This window comes from Algihabitans albus (genome assembly GCF_003572205.1).
GTDB lineage: Bacteria > Pseudomonadota > Alphaproteobacteria > Kiloniellales > DSM-21159 > Algihabitans > Algihabitans albus.
Genome location: NZ_QXNY01000004.1, coordinates 346,227 through 360,253 on the forward strand (window position 1 = coordinate 346,227; position 14,027 = coordinate 360,253).

A 14,027-nucleotide genomic window follows, 5' to 3' on the forward strand; every position below is an offset into this window, starting at 1 on the left:
TCGACCGACCACGCCCCACTTCCGGCGCAATCCGGCAGGAAGGTCTGCGCTCACTTGCCGGCGACTCCAGCCATCGGATAGACCGGGCAGACCTTAGGCGTTGCGGTTCGAAAGACAGACTCAGCATGGCGCGTGGCAAAAAGACAGCGAAAGCCGGCGGAAAGCGTACGCGTACGCCCAGCAAGTCCAAACGATCTTCCGCGAAGAAGACGGCTGGCCGCTCGCCGCTGAGACGCGTCCTGATTTGGGGCACGACCCTCTCCCTCTGGGCGGTTCTCGCGCTCGGCGGACTCGTTGCCTGGTATGCTTGGGATCTTCCCAGCGTGTCCAAGATCGCCGAGATGACGCGGCAACCGACGGTTCGTCTGCTGGCCGCCGATGGCAGCGAGATTGGGCGTTTCGGCGATCTCTACGGAGATGCCTTGTCCGTTTCGGACCTGCCGCCGCACCTACCCCAGGCCGTACTCGCGATCGAAGATCGGCGCTTCTACAGTCACCCCGGGCTGGATCTCATCGGCCTGGCACGTGCCATCCTGGTCAACATCCGGCGAGGCGCCGTGGTGCAGGGCGGCTCGACGATCAGCCAGCAGCTTGCCAAGAACCTTTTTCTCACGCCAGACCGCACCATCGAACGCAAGGTGCAGGAGTTGCTGCTCGCCTTCTGGCTGGAGCGCAAGCTCAGCAAGGATCAGATCCTCTCGCTCTATCTCAACCGCGTCTACCTCGGCGCCGGAGCCTATGGCGTCGACGCAGCCGCCCAGCGCTTCTTCGGCAAGCCGGCGACCGAGGTCAACCTCTACGAAGCCGCGATCATCGCCGGTTTGCTGAAGGCACCCAGCCGCTACAACCCGGCGAACGACGCGGAACTGGCCGATCGGCGCGCCAAGACCGTGCTGGCGGCCATGGTCGCGGCGGATTTCATCACGGTGGAGGAGGCCGACGAGGCTCACGACGCGAAGAGCCGCGGGCGGCCACCGGTCCGGCGCGCCCGCTACTTCGCAGATTGGGCCCTGGACCGCGCGGAAGGCTGGCTCGGCCGGCTCGACCGCGACATCGTCGTACGTACGACTCTCGATCCGGATGTACAGGATGTGACCGAAGCCGCGTTGGAACGTCTGCTGGAAGCGGAAGGATCGACCGCGAAGATCGGGCAGGGTGCGGTTGCGGTGATGAGCCCGGACGGTGCCGTACGTGCACTCGTCGGCGGGCGCAGCCATGCTGACAGTCCCTTCAACCGCGCCACTCAGGCGCGCCGCCAACCTGGCTCGGCCTTCAAGCCCTTCGTCTATCTGGCGGCGGTCGAGGCGGGTCGTGGTGCGCTGACCACCGTGTTCGACGGACCGCTCACGGTGGAGACACGACAAGGTCCGTGGCAACCGCAAAACTATGACCGGCAATACCGCGGCGAAGTGACCCTTCGCGAGGCTTTCTCCAAATCTCTGAATACGGCGGCGGCACGCCTGACGCTGGAGGTGGGTCCGGAACGCGTGGCCGAAACCGCGCATCGTCTCGGCATTGCCGGCGACCTGCTGGCGACGCCATCGTTGTCACTGGGAACCTCGGAAGTGACACTGCTGGAGCTGACCGGCGCTTATGCCGTGTTCGCCAACGGCGGCCAAGCCGTATGGCCGCATGCCGTGCTCGAGGTCACAACACCCGAAGGCCAGGTGCTCTACCGACGAGACGTCGGCGCGGCGGCACGGATCGTGGCCCCGTCGGATCTGACGGAAATGACCGCCATGCTGCGGAGCGTCATGTTGGAGGGCACCGGCCGTGGCGCCGATCCCGGCCGGCCGGCCGGCGGCAAGAGCGGGACCAGCCAATCGTTCCGCGATGCCTGGTTCGTCGGCTATACTGCGGAGCTGGTTGTCGGTGTCTGGCTCGGCAACGACGACGGTGCCGCGATGCAGCACGTGACCGGTGGCGGTGCTCCGGCGCGCCTCTGGCGAGCCGTGGTGACGGAGGCCTTGCAGGGGGAGCCGGTACGCCCGCTGCCGGGAACCGGTGTCATTGCCGCGGCACCCTCAGCAGCACCCGCAGCGCCACAACCGAGCCGCAGTCCCGGCGTTCTGGAGAACCTTCTGGAACGCCTGACCGGGCAGGCGTCGGGTGAACGCAGCCTGGGCGGCGGGAGCGAGGGGGCGCTGGAGCGGCTTCCCCCGCCCGGCGGCGACAGCTAAAGCGGGTCGAAGAGGTTAGCCTGCGGGGGCCGGTTCGGCGCTGGGATGGATCAGCCGGTTGTAGGAGATCGCCGCACCGAGTCCGCAGAGGGCGATGGCCGTTGCCATGGCATGAGGACTGCCATCCTGAAACGCTCCGACAAAGAGACCGACGAGAGCCGCGCCTGTCATCTGCACGAAGCCCATTAGAGCCGAAGCCGCGCCCGCCATGCGCGGAAAGGGCCCGATGCCGCGCGCCATGGAGTTCGGGAGCGTCAAGCCGCACCCGACCAGCACCATCGCCATGGGGGCGGTCACGCTTGCGATCGAGTGCACCCCGGCCCAGGCCAAACCGGCGGCCAGCAAGCCGCCACCGAGCATGACGTGCGTGCCTAACCGGATTTGCCGATCGGTTTCCATCCGGCCATGAAGCCGGCTCGCCAGGAAGCTGCCTGTCATGAAGCCCAGGACCACGGCGGAGAAACACAATCCAAACTGCACGGGGGTCAATCCGAGGCCTTCGATCAGGGTGTAGGACGATCCCGAGATGAAAGAAAAGATCGAGGCATAACCGCAGGCCACGACCCCGATATAGCCTACGTAGGTTCGGTGCCGAAGGAGGCTTCGATAGTTCGCCAGAAACTGGAGCGGCCGCAGCGCGTTCCGGTCTTGATGAAGGTTGGTTTCGCGGAGCTGCAGAAAGACGGCGAGCAGCATAACGCCCCCGAAGAACGACAAGAGGGCGAAGTTAGCGGTCCAGCCGTAGGCTTCGGTCAGGAAACCGCCGAGGATCGGCCCGATCGCGGGCGCCAGCGCCATGGCCATGGCGAGCGTCGAAAGCACCTTGGCAGAGCGATCCGCCCCATATACGTCGCGCACGATAGTCCGGCCGAGCACAGGTCCGGCACAGCCTCCGAGCGCTTGGAAGAAGCGCGCCACGATCAGCGCCTCGATCGTCGTCGCCAACATGCAGGCGATCGAGGCGACCGTATAGATCGCCAAAGCGCCGATCAGAATCGGGCGACGGCCGAAGCGATCGGACAGCGGGCCGTAGCCCAGCATCGAAATCGCGAAACCCGCGAGAAAGACGGAGAGGGTCAGCTGCACCTGACCGGGATCGGCAGCGAAGCGCTCGCCGATCATCGGCAGCGACGGCAGATAGAGATCCGTCGAAAGCGGGCCGAACGAGACCAGCCCGATCAGCAGCAGCATCGGAATCCTGATGGGCGGATCTGCCGACTTCATCTTTCTGGTGCAGTCTTTGCTGTCTCAGCCTACTAGAGGCTGTGTTCTGGGGACGCTCTGTGTAACCGCAACAGCCGATTGAATGCCAGCGATGATCACTGGCAAGCCAGCACTTATGCAATTATCTGCAAGGGGAACTCATCTCGCTGCAATGGAAAGTCGTCCAGAACACCAACTGCGATGCCCGAATCAGATATCACCTCTCTCGCCGAAGCGCCTCGCCCTCAGCTTCCGCTCGACCAAAGTGCCGTGCGCCAAGCCGTGACGACCGGTATCGCGCGCTACTGCGACGAGCGCCGCGCGCGCATCCCGGGCTTCGTGGCCGAAACCTACGGCTGGCGGGGCGCGATGCGGCTGCATCGCCGGGCTTTCGGCCCGGATCTGTGGCGCAGCCCCGCCAACATCATGTTGGCGCTCCCCTATGTCGCCACCCGCGCGGCGGCCGCCGGCGCTCGTGGCCTCGGCCGGCAACAGACCGCCGCTTGGCTGACTCGGCGCCAACTGTTCCTGACGACCGATGTGGCGCGCGAGGTGGAGTGGCGCGTCTTCGCCGACTTCCTCGAGCTGCCCTATGTCCAAGACCTAGAGTCGCAGACCGCCCGGCGGTCGGAGCGTGACGCTTTGGCCGAAGCCATCCTCGCGGATCCGGCGATCGACGCCGTTCTGCATAGCTTGCTGCGCCCGGTCGGCCGGCGTGCCGACGACCCGGCTTTCCGCGCCTGGCTGACAGATGCCATGGCGCACTATACCGGCAGCCGCACAGCAGCGGTGGACATCACCAACGCCTTGATCTCCGCCGGCGTCGGAGCCCTAGCTTTCAAGCAGTGGACGCCCGGAGCGCTCACGCTCGGTCCGATGCTGGCTCAGGCCCTGGCCCAAAAGCTGGCGATTGTCAGCTTCCCGTTAGGTGCCGGCCTGGGGGGGCTCTGGTACGGAGCCTTCCCGATCAGTGCGCCGGTGGCGGCAACGGCCGCGGCGACTGGCGGCGTACTCGCCTTGGGCGCGCTGGTTGCCGCCTTCGCCGGCGTCATCGCGGACCCCGTGCAGGCGCACCTCGGCCTGCATCAGCGTCGCCTCAACAAACTGGTAGCGTCTCTGGAGAGTGAGCTGCTGCAAGGCGAGGGGGAGAGCTTCACCGTCCGCGACCACTACGTCGCACGCGTCTTCGACCTGATGGATCTCGCCACCAGCGCCTATCGCCTGGCAATGCGTCCCGCCGGCTAGCGCCGGGCGGGCTCTCGCGACAGACCGCGTGCCTGGATGTTCTCCAGATAGTCGGACCAAAGCTGGTCCTGCTCCTCGCCAAGGCGATAGAGGTAATCCCAGGAATAGATCCCGGTGTCATGCAGATCGTCGAACTTCAGCCGCACGGCGTAGCTGCCCACGGGCTCGATCGCCATGATCCCCACGTGCCGGCGGCCCGCGACGATCTGCTTCTGACCCGGCCCGTGCCCCTGCACCTCGGCGGACGGACTTTCCACACGCAGCAATTCGGCCGACAAAGCGAAGGTGACGCCGTCGTCGAACTCGACCTCCAGCGTCTTGGCTTCCTTGGAGTAGCGAATCTCCAGCGGATGATGCTGAACGTCGAAACCGCTTTTCGGCGGCAAGGTCACGGGTTCGGGCATGGCTGTCTTCTTACGGGATCAGGCCTCGTCGAGGCTGCGGGCCTCGTCGGGCAACATAATGGGGATGCCGTCGCGGATCGGATATGCGAGCCCGGCTTGACGGCTGATCAGCTCCTGAGCTTCGCGATCATACTCCAGGGGCGTCTTGGTGAGCGGACAGACCAGGATCTCGAGCAGTTTCGGATCCACGCTCTGCGGCGTCGCGGGCTCGCCCTGGGTCGCTTCGGGTTTCTCGGCCATCTTACTCGGTCTCTCTTATGCGCCAGCTTCACGAAACGAGACGATAGAGCATCGTCCGGTTGGACGCGCCAATTCGACTCATATGTCGGCGTTCTAACCTAGTGGCGCAAGTCGCCGGAACCGGTTTCGCCAGCCGACAGCGTGCTCATCTCCATGATCGTCGTCATGGTCCGCGCCCGCTCCGAAAGATCCGTGGCTTCCAGTAGGGCCTGCTTCTCGCTGGGTTCGAAAGGGCAGATCATTGCCAGCGAGGTGATCAACCGCTCATCCGGCGTTTCCTCGATGGCGTCCCAGTCGCCCGAAAGCCCGGTATTGGCGAAGTAGCCGCGCAGAGCCTGCATCAAACGAGGCCGGTCGATACCGCCGGTGTTGATCTCGGCCGCCTGCAAGTCCTCGCGCCAGCGCGACCAGTCAGCCCGCACCCGGCGATATCCCTCCTTCAGCTCAAGCTCCTCGACGACGCGAAACCGGGCCAGGCCGGATAAGGTGATGAGCAGGCGCCCATCATCGGTTTCGCTGAAGGCCGTGATTCGCCCGGCGCAGCCGACCTCATAAACCGATGCAGCCGCCTTGTGCGGGGGTGGCGACTCGGCACCACCTTCTGGGTCTTCGACCGGCTGAACCATGCCGATCAGCCGGTCGCTGGCAATCGCGTCGCGCGCCATCGCGAGATAGCGTGGCTCGAAGACATTGAGCGGAAGCCGGCCGCCGGGTAGCAGCAAGACGCCCGAGAGCGGGAAGATCGGGAGGATTTCAGGCAGATTTTCAAAATCTGGATCGAAAGAGTTACGCTTCATGCAAACAAAAGGGACGACAAACGTCGACGCATCTCCACAGTGAGCGGGTCGGCAGGGCCCCAGGCCTCGAAGTATTTCAAGAGCTGTTTGCGGGCTGCCTCGTCGTTCCAATTACGCTGACGACGCACGATGTCCAGCAGCGCCTCGGCGGCGGCTTCCTTTTTGTTGGCGGCATAGAGGGCCAAGGCCAGGTCGAAACGAGCCTGATGGTCGGCAGAGTCCTGCGCGATCCGTTCCATCAGCTCGGGAATGGCGCCGGCGCCGGGTCCCTCGCCGCTCAGTTCCAGGGCCGTCTTCACCGGCTGCAACTGCGGAGTGGCCTTGGTTTCGTCCTCCAGCTGATCGAAGGCCATCTTGGCCTCCTCGGCCCGCCCGAGATCGATCAGCAAGCGCAGGTATTCGCCCAGGGCGTCCAGGTTTTCCGGATCGTGCTGCAGCACTTGGCCGTAGATGGCGGCGGCCTGTTCGCTCTGGCCCTCGGTAACCAGCTGCTTGGCCTGTTCCATCGCTTGAGCAACCGCCTCGCCTTCACCGCCTCCGGCGGCCTGGGTTCCGCCGGCGGTCTGGATCACGCCATCGATGAACTGCTTGAGCTGGCTGCCGGGCAAGGCACCTTGGAAGCCGTCGATGGGCTGGCCCTGGAAGAAAGCATAGACGGTGGGCAGCGAGGCAATGCGCAACTGTTGCGCCAGTCCCTGATTCTGATCGACGTTGATCTTGACCAGTTTGATCGCGCCCTTGGCGTCGCGAACCGCGGCCTCCAGCGCAGGTGTGAGCTGCTTGCAGGGCCCGCACCAGTCGGCCCAGAAGTCCACAAGAATCGGCATCGTCATGGAGGCGTCCAGCACGTCTCGTGCGAAGGACTGCATGTCCGCGTCCTTGATCAAATCGCTATCGGCCGCGGTGGTCTGGGTCGTAGAGGTCTGAGTCTCGGGGGTCTGCGGCCCCTTGCCGAAAGTCGGGAACATGAGTTGTCCGCCTGCTGCTTCGTCGATGGGTGTCGGTGGAGGGCGCTGGCTGCCCCGCCAGCCCCGAAAGGCGCCGTTTATGTGGCCAATAGAGCGCAAGAGAGCAAGGGTGCGCCGGTTCTACCCTGGGTCCCGCTCGGCTTGGACCAAGTCGACGATCCGCGGCGGGTGGCCAGTGGACTCGGCGAAGCGAATCAGGTCGGCGGCAGCCATCGCCGTCGTTTGCTCGTTGGTCAGCGGATGAACGTTCACCGGCTCCTGCTCCAAAAGACCGGCATCGAGCACCAGAGTGACGGCAGCCTCATGGTCGTTGATCACGGCCAGTGGCGTGACGGCGCCCGGTAAGACGCCGAGATGGCGCATCAGGCGTTCGGCACTGCCGAAGGACAGCCGGCCGCCGCCCAACAGCTCACCGAGCTTCTTCAGGTCGAGTGGCCGGTCCTCCAGCGAAGTGACCAGCCACATGGCGCCCTTCTTGTTGCGCAGAAAGAGATTCTTGGTGTGCCCGCCCGGCAGTTGACCGCGCAGGGCCTTGGACTGCTCCACGGTGAAGAGCGGCGGATGCTCCACGCTTCGTTGAGCAATGCCCAACTCCTCCAGCTTGGCGATCAAGGCCTCCGGTGTCAGCGGTACGCTGCCGTCGGCAAGCAGAACCGCCGTTTCGGTCTCCGCCTCAGTTCGGCCTCCCATCTCGACTCCCGATTCCGTCCTGCCGTCCGTCATGATCGCCAACCCTGTCGCGGTCCACCGCGCCCCGCAAGGGCACGGCACCATGATCCAATCAAGACCGGCAAGAGCGAAGCCGGAGACCGGTAGAGACCTTCGAGGCGACGACTCCACTCTTGCATCGATCAGGCAAAAGCGCTAACTCCCCCTCCTCACCGGCTGGGTCCAGGCTCGCCGGTTTCGATCAGGAGCGCGGGCGTAGCTCAGGGGTAGAGCACAACCTTGCCAAGGTTGGGGTCGTGAGTTCGAATCTCATCGCCCGCTCCAGATTTCGATTTTGCCCGGAAGATCCCAACTTGCCAAAGTTGCCCCGTCTGCGGCAGATGGGTCTCCGCGCGCGGCGAAGCAAAGCTCGCTGGCACGCGGTAGCTCGGACAGTGAAGTTCCACAGTGAAATTCCATGGAAAAGATTTTCGGTAAGCACTCCGTGCGGGCGGTCTTCCTGCAACGCCCGCGGCAGGTGCAGCGCCTGGTGCTGGCAGGCAAGGAGGCCTATCACACGGAGTTCATTGCGGCGGCGGAACGGCTCGGCCTGAAACCGGAATTCGTGGCTTGGCCGGACTTCCTGCGGATCGGGGAGTTCACGGAAGACGACAAGCACCAGGGCATCTGCGCCTTCGTCAAGCCACGGCGGATCTACGGCGACCGCGATCTGGACCTGCTGGCCGAGGTCGACTGCCTGTTGCTGCTGGACCAGGTGTCCAATCCGCAGAACTTCGCGACAATGCTGCGCACGGCCGCCTTCTTCCAGATCCCGGCGGTGGCCGTCCTGCGCAACCGTTCGGTCGATATCTCGCCCACCGTGGTGCGCTATGCCGTCGGTGGCGCTGAATTCGTCAAGATTTTCCGCGTCACCAACCTCTCGCAAACCCTGACCGCCCTCAAGACGCTGGGCTTCTGGGCATACGGCTTGGACGGGGAAGCGCCGGCGACGCTGGCGCAGACGACCTTCGCGGAAAAGTCGATCTTCGTGATCGGCGCCGAGGGCGAGGGACTGCGGCCCAAGACCCGCAAATACTGTGACGCCCTGGTGCGGATCCCCGGCGGACAACCGGGCCTCGACAGTCTGAACGCCGGCGTCGCGGCGGCGGTCGCCATGGCCGAGTTCCGGCGCTTGCGCAGCTGAACCGAAAGGTCCGCAGACGGACCGGCGATAAAGTCACACGCGAAGCAGACGATCCTTTTACCGTGTCAGCTTTATTATATGGCAGCCCCTCCCGCTCGACATGGCGATGGGGTAGTGTCCCGCCATCTGAGTCACCTCGGATTCCAGCAGTTGAGAGACTCGGCCAGCGAGCAGAAAAGCGGGCCGCGGCAAGCAGCGGTGCGGGCCCGCGAAGCGACACCGGACGGGGAAGGGAGCCGGCCATGGCACGTCAAGCGGAAGACACGACGGTCCACTTGATCGACTCGGCAGCGAAACTGATCCGCCAGGGCACAACCGGCGAGGCCGGTGCGGCAGCCGAGCGCTTCCTACAGCTCTTCTTCGCCCACGTGCCGCCGGACGACCTGCGCGATCAAACACCCGAGAATCTGGCAGGTGCCGCCCAGTCGGTCTGGTCCTTCGCGCAGACGCGCAAGCCCGGCCGCGCAGAGATTCGACTCTACAATCCGACGGTCGAGACCCACGGCTGGTCCTGTCCGCATACGGTCGTCGAAATCGTCAATGACGATATGCCGTTCCTGGTGGACTCCGTCACTGCCGCGATGAATCGGCGCGATATCGAGGTACGCCTGATCATCCATCCGATCCTGCCCATGGAGCGCGACGAAACCGGCAAGCTGGTGCGGTTGGGCGATACCAGCGACGTGGAGATCGCCGGGGCTGCCGAATCCTGCATGCTGCTGATGATCGAGCAGCAGCCGATGTCGCTCCACGCGGAAATCACCACCGTTCTGGAGGGCGTGCTGAACGACGTGCGCCTGGCGGTCGAGGACTGGCGGTCGATCCGCCAACGCTGCCGCGATCTGATTCGCGATCTGGATCGCAACCCCCCACGCTTGGCCAGAGAAGAGGTGGAGGAGGCCATCGGCTTCCTCGAATGGCTGGACGACGATCACTTCACCTTCCTGGGCTACCGCGAATACCGCTTCCAAGGCAGCGGGCAGGGGGCCCTGGCCAAGATCGATCCCGACAGCGGCCTCGGCCTGCTCCGCAACGTCGACTTTTCTGTCTTCGACGGCCTGCGCGACCTGGGCAAGCTGCCGCCGGACGTGCAGGACTGGGTGAAGACGCCGGAACTTCTGCGCATCACCAAGGCCAACAGGCGCTCAACGGTCCACCGAGACGCCCATATCGATGCCATTGCGGTCAAGCTGTTCGACAACAAGAACAAAATCTGCGGCGAGCGGCTGTTTATCGGCCTTTTCACCTCCGCGGCCTACAGCCAGAGCCCGCGCGAGATCCCGCAGCTCAAGCGCAAGGTCGACAAGGTCCTGCAACTGGCGGGCTTCTCGCCGGCAAGCCACGACGGCAAAGCCCTTCTGCACATCCTGGAAACCTACCCGCGCGACGAACTCTTCCAGATCGATACCGAAGAACTGCAAGATACAGCGCTCGGCGTCTTGCATCTGCAGGAGCGCCAGCGGACTGCCCTGTTCGTTCGGCGCGATCCCTTCGAGCGTTTCGTCTCCTGCATGGTTTACGTGCCGCGCGACCGCTTCGACACAAATTTGCGGCTCAAACTACAAGGGCTGCTCGCAGAGGCCTACGCCGGGCGGATCGCGGCCTTTTCCACGCAGTTGGGCGACGCCTTGCTGGCCCGCCTGCATGTGATCGTGAAGACCACTCGAGGGCAGGTGCCGAAGGTCGAGGTCGCGGCCTTGGAACGACAGCTGGCCGAGGCGGCGCGATCCTGGACCGACACCTTCGAAGCGGCGCTGGTGTCGGCCCACGGCGAGCAGGAGGGGCTCGCTCTGTTCCGGCGCTACGAACGTGCCTTTCCGACCAACTACCGGGAAGCGCATGTGGCGAAGGACGCGGTCGCCGACCTGGCCAAGGTCGAGACGACCCTGGGCGAAGCGGGTCTGGCTCTGGACCTCTACCGACCGCATCGCGCGACCGACGACGTCCTGCATTTCAAACTCTACATCGCCGGTCATCCGATTCCGCTGTCGGATGTCTTGCCCATGCTGGAACAGATGGGCCTGCGCGTGATCTCCGAGGTCCCCTACGAGATTCGCATCAAGGGCACCAAGGAAGGCGGCGGCGGGATGGCCGTCTGGATCCACGACTTCTCCCTGCGGCTGGGTTCCGGACAGAGCGTCGATCTGGAGGAGGTCCGCGATGCCTTCCACGAGGTTTTCGCACTGACCTGGACCGACAAGATGGAGGGCGACCGCTTCAACGGTCTGGTGCTGGCGGCCGGACTGACGGCGCAAGAGATCCGTATCCTGCGCGCCTACGCCAAGTATCTGCGCCAAGCCGGTATCACCTTCAGCCAAAGCTACATGGAGGAAACGCTGGCCGGAAACCCGGCGATCGCGGCCAAGCTGGCGGAGCTGTTCGAGACGCGCTTCGACCCGGCACGGAGAAAGGGGCGCAAGCCGGCCGAGCTGGCCAAGGCGGAGCAAACGCTGGTCGCGGCGATCGAGACCGCACTGGAAGCGGTCGCGAACCTGGACGAAGACCGCATTCTGCGGCGCTTCCTCAACGCCGTCAGCGCGACCCTACGCACGAACTACTATCAGACCGACGATACCGGGCGGATCAAGCCCTACATCTCCTTCAAGCTCGACAGCCGGGCCATTGAAGACTTGCCCGAACCGAAACCCTACCGGGAAATCTTCGTCTACGCGCCGCAGGTCGAAGGCGTGCATCTGCGTTTTGGACCCGTCGCGCGCGGCGGCCTGCGCTGGTCCGACCGGCGCGAGGATTTCCGCACCGAGGTGCTGGGCCTGGTCAAGGCACAACAGGTCAAGAACGCGGTCATCGTTCCAGTCGGCTCGAAGGGCGGCTTCGTGCCGAAGCGCTTGCCGCCTCCGTCGGAGGGGCGAGAGGCCTTCATGGCGGAGGGCGTGGCCGCCTACAAGACCTTCATTCGCGGTCTGCTCGACATCACCGACAATACCCAGGCCGGCAAGATCGTGCCGCCTAGACAGGTCGTCCGCCACGACGGCGACGACCCCTATCTGGTCGTCGCGGCCGACAAGGGCACGGCGACCTTCTCCGACTACGCCAACGGCGTCAGCCAGGACTACGGGTTCTGGCTCGACGACGCCTTCGCCTCCGGCGGCTCGGCCGGCTACGACCACAAGGTCATGGGAATCACGGCCCGAGGTGCATGGGAGTCGGTCAAGCGGCACTTCAGAGAAGTCGGCAAGGACATCCAGCGCGAGACCTTCACGGCGATCGGCGTCGGCGACATGTCCGGCGACGTTTTCGGCAACGGGATGCTCCTGTCGAAACAGACCAAGCTGGTCGCCGCCTTCAATCATCTCCACGTCTTCGTCGATCCGGACCCCGACCCGGCCAAATCCTTCGCCGAGCGCAAGCGCCTCTTTGCGCTGCCGAGGAGCACCTGGGACGATTACAATAAGCGCAAGATCTCCAAGGGCGGCGGCGTGTTCGACCGCAAAGCCAAGTCGGTGACCGTCAGCCCGGAGATGCAGACGCTCTTCGGGCTCGCCAAGGACAAGGTGACACCGAACGAGCTGATCCGCGCGATCCTGACCAGCGACGTCGAGCTGCTCTGGTTCGGCGGTATCGGCACCTACGTCAAGGCCAGCGACGAAAGCAATCTGGAGGTCGGCGACCGCACCAACGATGCCCTGCGCATCAACGGCGAAGAGCTGCGCTGCCGCGTGGTCGGCGAAGGCGCCAACCTGGGCATGACCCAGCCGGCGCGGATCGAGTACGCCCTGAAGGGCGGGCGCCTGAACACCGACTCCATCGACAACTCCGCCGGCGTCGACTGCTCGGACCACGAGGTCAACATCAAGATCCTGCTGGGCGCGGCGGAGCAGAACGGCAAGCTGACCCGCCAACAGCGCGACAAGCTGTTGGCCAAGATGACGGACGAGGTCGCCGAGCTCGTGCTGCGCGACAACTACCTGCAGACGCAGTCGATTTCCGTCACACAGGACCTTGGCGGTCATCTGCTCGATCGGCTCGGACGCTACATGCGCAGCCTGGAGCGCGCCGGCCGCTTGAATCGGGCGCTGGAGCATCTGCCCGATGACGAGACCATCGAGGAGCGAATGAAGGCGAACCGCGGTCTGACCCGCCCGGAGATCGCCATCCTCTTGTCCTATGCGAAGATCGCACTCTACGACGAGTTGCTGGACTCCGATCTACCCGACGATCCGGCCTTGGATGCCGAGGTTTCGGGCTACTTCCCGACACCTCTGCGCAAGGACTACGCCGACGACATCCGCGACCACCGACTGCGCCGGGAGATCGCGGCGACGCTTGCGACCAACGAGACCGTCAACCGCATGGGCATCAGCTTCGTCCATGAAGTGCGAGAGAAGACGGGCTATCCGGCGGCAGAGATCGTGCGCGCGTTCATGGTCGCGCGCGACGTCTTCGATCTGAGCGGGCTCTGGGCCCAGATCGAGGCGCTGGACAATAAGGTTCCGGCGGAGATCCAGGCCAGCATGTTGATCGAAACCGGCCGGCTCGCCGAACGCGTTGCGGTTTGGATGCTGCGTGTCGAGAATCAGCCGTTGGACATCGCCAGCGCCGTTGCGCGGTATCGGCCCGGGGTCGCCGCGCTGGGCGGTTCACTGGAGAGCTTCCTGACGGAAGGCGATCGCCACCTGTTGGCCCACCAAGCGGAACGCCTGCGCGAGTGCCGCGTGCCCAAGGCGCTGGCCGATACCATCGCCGGCCTGTATCTGCGCTATGCCGCCTGCGATCTCGTGCGTCTCGCGGACCTCGCCGGCCTCGCGGTCGAGGAGACCGCGCAGGTCTATTTCACGGTGGGCGCGCGCTTCGGTTTCGACTGGCTGAGACGGGCCAGCGGCCACCTCGCCAACGACACGGCCTGGGACAAGCTGGCGATCACGGCAATCGTCGACGACCTGGACGCCTCCCAGTTCCAAGCTGCCGAGTCGGTGCTCGATGCCGCCAAGGCCAACGGCGGCCTTAAGCAACTCGGGAAAGCCAACGGCGCTTCGGTGATCGACCGCTGGGTAGAGAGCCGACGGCCTCAAGTGCTGCGCAGCGAACAGCTGCTCGGCGAACTGCGCGCAAACGGCAACCCGGATTTCGCGATGCTCGCCGTCGCCAACCGTCAGCTCAAGTCCCTGGTGGACGGCTAA

Annotated in this window: 10 protein-coding genes and 1 tRNA gene; 5 read left to right on the plus strand and 6 right to left on the minus strand. The window is 64.8% G+C overall.

Translation table 11 applies throughout. From position 1 onward, the window contains the following. Positions 1–125: 125 nt before the first annotated feature. Positions 126–2,180: a transglycosylase domain-containing protein gene (locus DBZ32_RS11730; protein WP_119167334.1), complete on the plus strand. Its 2,055-nt coding sequence runs from the start codon at positions 126–128 to the stop codon at positions 2,178–2,180. Positions 2,181–2,195: 15 nt separating this feature from the next. Here the strand turns inward: DBZ32_RS11730 and DBZ32_RS11735 are convergent, their stop codons facing one another. Next, positions 2,196–3,404 carry a multidrug effflux MFS transporter gene (locus DBZ32_RS11735; protein ID WP_119167335.1) on the minus strand — a complete coding sequence of 403 codons (1,209 nt, stop codon included), beginning with the start codon at positions 3,402–3,404 and terminating at the stop codon, positions 2,196–2,198. Positions 3,405–3,584: 180 nt separating this feature from the next. On the opposite strand from DBZ32_RS11735, the gene DBZ32_RS11740 reads away from it, so the two are divergent. Further along, positions 3,585–4,628 carry a DUF6635 family protein gene (locus tag DBZ32_RS11740; RefSeq protein WP_119167336.1) on the plus strand — a complete coding sequence of 348 codons (1,044 nt, stop codon included), beginning with the start codon at positions 3,585–3,587 and terminating at the stop codon, positions 4,626–4,628. On the opposite strand, the gene DBZ32_RS11745 is transcribed toward DBZ32_RS11740, so the two are convergent. The 5 genes from DBZ32_RS11745 to DBZ32_RS11765 all read right to left on the minus strand — a co-directional run bounded on the left by DBZ32_RS11745 (position 4,625) and on the right by DBZ32_RS11765 (position 7,727). Further along, entirely contained in the window at positions 4,625–5,032 is a 408-nt protein-coding gene (locus DBZ32_RS11745) for a gamma-butyrobetaine hydroxylase-like domain-containing protein (RefSeq protein WP_119167337.1), read from the minus strand. The two genes, DBZ32_RS11740 and DBZ32_RS11745, sit on opposite strands and share 4 nt — an antisense overlap. 18 nt (positions 5,033–5,050) lie before the next feature. After that, positions 5,051–5,272, minus strand: coding sequence for a Trm112 family protein (locus DBZ32_RS11750; RefSeq protein WP_119167338.1), 222 nt, complete (start codon positions 5,270–5,272; stop codon positions 5,051–5,053). Between the two features lie 98 nt (positions 5,273–5,370). Next, positions 5,371–6,069: an LON peptidase substrate-binding domain-containing protein gene (locus tag DBZ32_RS11755; protein WP_119167339.1), complete on the minus strand. Its 699-nt coding sequence runs from the start codon at positions 6,067–6,069 to the stop codon at positions 5,371–5,373. Continuing rightward, positions 6,066–7,037, minus strand: a complete 972-nt coding sequence (locus DBZ32_RS11760) for a thioredoxin family protein (RefSeq protein WP_119167340.1) — start codon at positions 7,035–7,037, stop codon at positions 6,066–6,068. The genes DBZ32_RS11755 and DBZ32_RS11760 overlap by 4 nt, the downstream gene beginning before the upstream one ends. A 120-nt stretch (positions 7,038–7,157) precedes the next feature. After that, positions 7,158–7,727, minus strand: a complete 570-nt coding sequence (locus DBZ32_RS11765) for a prolyl-tRNA synthetase associated domain-containing protein (protein ID WP_119167341.1) — start codon at positions 7,725–7,727, stop codon at positions 7,158–7,160. Between the two features lie 228 nt (positions 7,728–7,955). Between DBZ32_RS11765 and DBZ32_RS11770 the strand changes: the two genes are divergently transcribed. From DBZ32_RS11770 to DBZ32_RS11780, 3 genes are all read left to right on the plus strand, one after another. Beyond that, positions 7,956–8,030, plus strand: a tRNA-Gly gene (locus DBZ32_RS11770). A gap of 133 nt (positions 8,031–8,163) precedes the next feature. Then, positions 8,164–8,889: a TrmH family RNA methyltransferase gene (locus tag DBZ32_RS11775; RefSeq protein WP_119167342.1), complete on the plus strand. Its 726-nt coding sequence runs from the start codon at positions 8,164–8,166 to the stop codon at positions 8,887–8,889. Positions 8,890–9,131: 242 nt separating this feature from the next. Further along, positions 9,132–14,027: an NAD-glutamate dehydrogenase gene (locus DBZ32_RS11780; RefSeq protein ID WP_119167343.1), complete on the plus strand. Its 4,896-nt coding sequence runs from the start codon at positions 9,132–9,134 to the stop codon at positions 14,025–14,027.